Origin of the sequence: Dolichospermum sp. UHCC 0352 (genome assembly GCF_009711925.1) — a bacterium.
GTDB lineage: Bacteria > Cyanobacteriota > Cyanobacteriia > Cyanobacteriales > Nostocaceae > Dolichospermum > Dolichospermum lemmermannii.
In genome coordinates, this window is record NZ_VIKY01000145.1 from 1 (window position 1) to 5,244 (window position 5,244).

Below are 5,244 nucleotides of genomic sequence, written 5' to 3' on the forward strand. Positions count from 1 at the left end.
CACGCGGGCAAGATGCCCGCACTACCAAAAACCCGTCAAAATAAATTTTACAGACCACTAGCTTGTCATTACTTTGTAGTTTTAGGATCAGCACCAAGAGAGATTTTATAATCAGGACTAATTTGATCAGCAGCAGCAGCCACTTTAGCAATCACATTTGCTGGTAAAGGAACATACCCTAATTGAGTAGCTAACTTTTGTCCATCGGTTAAAGCGTACTCAATAGTTGCTTCTATTGCCTTGGCTTTACCAGCATCAGCATATTTTTTATAAGCGAGAATCCAAGTATAAGTGACGATTGGGTAAGAACCTTCCCCTTCAGGATCAGAAATAAAAGCGCGAAGATTTTCTGGTAAAGTTACTGATGCTAACGTTTTAGATGCTGATTCTTCAGAAGCCAAAACAAACTTTTTAGCTTTATTTTCTAAACTCGCAAATTTGAGATTACTTTGTTTGGCATAGCCATATTCTACATAACCAATAGCGCCTGGAGTTTGTTGAATTTGGGCGGTAATACCTTCATTGCCTTTAGCACCAATTCCTACAGGCCATTTTACACTTTTACCGTCACCTACTTTAGTTTTCCATTCTGGACTAATGGCGCTAAGGTGTTTGGTAAAAACGCCTGTAGTCCCGCTACCATCAGCCCGATAAATAACTTTTATCTCCTCTTTTGGTAATTTTACATCAGGATTAGCTTGAGCGATCGCCGGATCATCCCAAGATTTGATTTTACCTAGTAAAATATCAATATAAACTGCTCGTGGTAGTTTGAGTATGGCTACGCCACCTGAGCTATCAGCAATATCTGGTAAGTTATAAGCCAGAACAATACTACCAGCAGTTACAGGTAGTAAGATCACTCCTTTATCTGCGGGGATATTCTGAATTTCTTCATCTTTCATGGCTACATCACTAGCACCAAAGTCTACTGTCCCTTTGGTAAACTGCTCAACACCAGCGCCACTACCAACTGGCTGATAGTTAACTTTTAAATTGGGGTATTTTTTGTTTAACTCCGCAAACCAGGTTTGGTAAAGGGGTGACGGAAAAGTAGCACCAGCACCTGTTAATTCAATATTACCTCCTAAATCTAGTTTGCTGGAAGCAGTTGTAGTTTGACTGGAAGATTTGTTAGGAGTGGGATTCGTTGAGTTAGTTTCTCCACAGGCAGATAAACTAATTGCTAGTGTGAATACCGATATTAAAGCTATCAGGCGATTATGCTTCATTGCACTTAGAGGTAATGGTAGTAATGTTAATTTTTAGCTAAACACCTCTAACATACTTCTAAAAAATTGTTTCAGAGACTTACAAATCAAAAATACCCCATAAGACTGGATAATCTTTTTTGTGAAGTTCTCTTATCGGTAAAGAAATGGGGAAAGCTATATTTATAGTATTTGCGTATTTTACAAGTTGATCATATCATCCTTTGACATCAGCCTACTTTTTTTGTTTTTTTCCATTCCCTTGATTAGCTCTTGATTCTAATGTAAACTCTGGTATTTCTTCAAGTTCATCTTCACTTAAACTATACTGTTCACACACAAGACTTAACCGATTTCCAGGAGTTGTCACTGCATTGACAGAATGAGTTAAATCACCCTGAAAGTAAATTAAAGAATTGGTTTGCGGTTTAATTTGTCCCACTTGGCGTTTTTGCAACTTCAGCACCAATTCTCCTCCCTCCATATCTTCTGGTACACGTACATAAAGAACGCTCACAAATGCAGGAGGTTCAACGGTTTTACAATAGGAACGCAAAGACCGGTCAATATGGGGGTCAACGCGAGAACCTGCTTTGAGTAGTAAAGGATTCAGATAAAAAGCATTACAATTAGGCAAAAGTGCCAAATCTAAATAAGGCTTAAAATAGGGGAATTTTTGAATAACTTCTGCTAAACCTTGACGCTGAAATACCACAGAAAAGCCTTTAGTATTGATAAAATCTCGGTTAAGGTTATTGATAGCAAAATAGGGACAAGCTTGGATTTCTCCCCACAAGTCCTGGAGATATTGAACAGGAAAGGCGTTAGGATGTTGTTGATAGTATTTCACGGTCTTAAATTAATGGATATTGAGTTTAATTTTTGTCTGAATCAGGATATCCAGGATTAGAGGATTAACAGGATGTTTGACATTTCTATAGTCTTTCATAGTCTTAAATTAATGGATATTGAGTTTAATTTTTGTCTGAATCAGGATATCCAGGATTAGAGGATTAACAGGATGTTTGACATTTCTATAGTCTTTCATAGTCTTAAATTAATGGATATTGAGTTTAATTTTTGTCTGAATCAGGATGCCCAGGATTAGAGGATTAACAGGATGTTTGACATTTCTAGGGAATACCTTAATAAAACAATCAATAAAAATCATGATCAAAAAACCCATCAACAAAACCACCAAACCATCCTGTACATCTTTAAATCCTGGACATCCTGATTCAGACAATGATATTTCTAGGGAATACCTTAATAAAACAATCAATAAAAATCATGATCAAAAAACCCATCAACAAAACCACCAAACCATCCTGTACATCTTTAAATCCTGGACATCCTGATTCAGACAATGATATTTCTAGGGAATACCTTAATAAAACAATCAATAAAAATCATGATCAAAAAACCCATCAACAAAACCACCAAACCATCCTGTACATCTTTAAATCCTGGACATCCTGATTCAGACAATGATATTTCTAGGGAATACCTTAATAAAACAATCAATAAAAATCATGATCAGAAAACCTATAAACAAAACGACCAACCCATCCTGTAAATCCTTAAATCCTGGACATCCTGATTCAGACAATTGCAAGAGTAAAGGAAAGAACGGAAAAGGGCAAAAGAGCAAGAGTATAAAGGGCTACAGAGTCCACGCAGTACCACACACAACACGAAAACCGTAGGAGTTGTAGTCGAAGCCCGCATGATCATGTCCACGAAAAGCCGAACGGCAATTTCCAGGAGTGCTGCTCCAAGAACCGCCGCGCAGCATCTTGTCATTCTTTTCATAATAACTTTCATGCCAATCGTTTTGACACCATTCCCAGACATTTCCGTGCATATCATATAATCCAAATTCATTGGCTATTTTAAAACTTCCTACTTCTGTTTCCCTGCGTCCTGGCTCATTTTTTGGTGAACCCATCATAAAACTACCACCGGGAATTGCTACCATTTCTAGTTGAATACCATTACCTAAGTCTTCTATAAAATGCTGGGCTTGTTTTTTTTGCTTGTTAATATTTAATTCTGTTTTTTGTCTAAGCCACCCTGATTTTTTAAATTCAATCTTGGCAAATGTAAAGTTAAAAGGTTCTAGATTAATAGATGTCTCATTTTCTGTGATGATAGCAGATTCAAATTCAAAGGTTTTGATTTCTGGTAGAGGTAATTCGTGAATTACCCCTACTGGGTTTAACTGTTCTGCTAACCTAGCATAATCTCCCCCTAACTGACGCAATACTTGTTGATTAATCTCAGCAAAGGGGAAAATTTCTGCCTTTGTTTTTTCATCCAAATCAGAATTAGGAAATAGCAATGCAGGAAAACTTCTAATTGATATACCAGCTTTCTGACATATATATTCAGAAACAGCTTTGAACATGGCTTCAATTTCTGTTAATCTTACAGAACGCCATAAAACTTCTCGCACTCCCTCAACAAAATCATATTGCCACTTTTCTGGCTGATTTTCTTTACTAATTAACTTAGGTTCTAACAAACCACTCATAAAAATTTCCGCCAAAATAATTGGCTTTCTTGGTGGTGGCAACATTTTTTCTTGAATCAGATGAATTACAGGTATACTTACAGGTGCAGAAGACATCAAATTTGCTAATCTTCTCGCTAAAGGTGAAGCACTACGATAAAAGTTATTAACTAATAATTCTGGATCTTTTGTTGTTTGTGAACTGAATAATTTATGTGTGGGAATTAATTCTTTCCAGTTAGGCATAAATAAAATACCCACTGTGTCAATATTACCTGTACCTGCAATCACTTTTGCCCAATATTCTAAAGATTCAGGTTCTAAAATCACAATAGGTAACTTTAGCGCTTGATTGGGTTTTTCTTCTAACCAGAAGGGGAAATCATGAATAGTCAATTTAGAATTGAGTAAACCTGGTTCAATCGCACTTAAAGAAACGGAAATACCCAAATCTAAAACAGTGCGTTCCCATAATTGTTCCGGTAATAATTGCAGAATTGTTACCGAGACTTGTTTAGACCATAATTCTAATAAATTATCTATTTCTCCTTCCCACCATAAAGAGGAAATACAATCACTAATTAATAATATTAAACGTCTACCATTAGGTTCTAATAGTTCTTTGGGACTGCGGGAACGTTGTTTTTTTGTAGCTTTTCTCTGCTGGTGAAAAAATTGCGGTTTACCATCATTTGTGCATAAATTCCAAGTATAAACATTTCTAAAAGCTCCATGTCTTTCCATTAATTTGCGAAACTCATTGATAGTTTCTTCCCAAACTACAGTAGCGCGATTTTCTTCAACAACTATCACCAAATCTAACCAACGTTCTCGCGCAGGTTTTAAAACTGGTATCCAAACATCATTTTCCGCTATTTGTTGGGCTGTATTTTCTTTATCTAAAACAAATTTTATCCGAGATGGAACTTTCCGCATCAATGGACGGAGTGACCTACCAATTTCTAAAGCATTAGGTAAAGCAGCAACAGCAGGAGATTTAAAAGGTACTCCTGATGATGCAGGTTTTGATTTTTCAGAGGTTGATTTTTCTGTAGAATTAGATTGAGAAATAGAATCTACAGCATTTCTTGTATAAGCTTTAGCTGTAGTTTCTTGAGTGTTTTCTACTGTAGAATCATCCGAAGCATCTAAATTTTGATAACTTTCTCGTTGAGGTAATTTAGAAATCTCAGTTTGAGAAATTTGATTTGGTTGAGTAACTTCATCAACAGATGTAATTGCTAATGGTAATTTGATCTGGTTTGCTAACCAAATAGCATCAGCAATTTCCTCTGCACTCATGTCCAGTTCTAGGTGTTGTAGAAGTTTAATCAACCTGTTCATCATGAATCCTCGGAACTATCTAAATACTTTAATATTTTCTCAATCAAATCATCTGTAGGTTGGGTTGTTCGCGTCAGCGTTGCGAAGCAATGGAACGAAACCCAACACCAAACTTCACTATCTCCCCTTAGAGGATGTTTTAAAAGTTTTTAATGTGTAAACAGACCCCTCTCCAAA

The 5,244-nt window shown here is 36.3% G+C and carries 4 protein-coding genes; 1 reads left to right on the top strand and 3 read right to left on the bottom strand.

Going from position 1 to position 5,244, the window contains the following annotated elements; all coding sequences use genetic code 11:
- Positions 1 to 68 precede the first annotated feature (68 nt).
- Both pstS and FJR06_RS10020 read right to left on the bottom strand, forming a co-directional pair.
- Positions 69 to 1,232 carry a phosphate ABC transporter substrate-binding protein PstS gene (pstS, locus tag FJR06_RS10015; RefSeq protein WP_168651355.1) on the bottom strand — a complete coding sequence of 388 codons (1,164 nt, stop codon included), beginning with the start codon at positions 1,230 to 1,232 and terminating at the stop codon, positions 69 to 71.
- 214 nt (positions 1,233 to 1,446) lie between these two features.
- Positions 1,447 to 2,061 carry a 2OG-Fe(II) oxygenase gene (locus tag FJR06_RS10020; RefSeq protein ID WP_015079685.1) on the bottom strand — a complete coding sequence of 205 codons (615 nt, stop codon included), beginning with the start codon at positions 2,059 to 2,061 and terminating at the stop codon, positions 1,447 to 1,449.
- A gap of 561 nt (positions 2,062 to 2,622) precedes the next feature.
- Here FJR06_RS10020 and FJR06_RS10025 point away from each other — a divergent pair.
- Complete coding sequence (locus tag FJR06_RS10025) at positions 2,623 to 2,787, top strand: hypothetical protein (RefSeq protein WP_158310514.1); 165 nt, start codon at positions 2,623 to 2,625, stop codon at positions 2,785 to 2,787.
- Between the two features lie 87 nt (positions 2,788 to 2,874).
- Here FJR06_RS10025 and FJR06_RS10030 read toward each other — a convergent pair whose 3' ends face one another.
- Complete coding sequence (locus FJR06_RS10030) at positions 2,875 to 5,070, bottom strand: formylglycine-generating enzyme family protein (protein WP_168651356.1); 2,196 nt, start codon at positions 5,068 to 5,070, stop codon at positions 2,875 to 2,877.
- Positions 5,071 to 5,244: the final 174 nt, after the last annotated feature.

Coding starts and splice junctions, on each gene's coding strand:
- FJR06_RS10030 (WP_168651356.1), bottom strand. CDS start 5,070: ATGATGAACAGGTTGATTAAACTTCTACAACACCTAGAACTGGACATG.
- pstS (WP_168651355.1), bottom strand. CDS start 1,232: ATGAAGCATAATCGCCTGATAGCTTTAATATCGGTATTCACACTAGCA.
- FJR06_RS10025 (WP_158310514.1), top strand. CDS start 2,623: ATGATCAAAAAACCCATCAACAAAACCACCAAACCATCCTGTACATCT.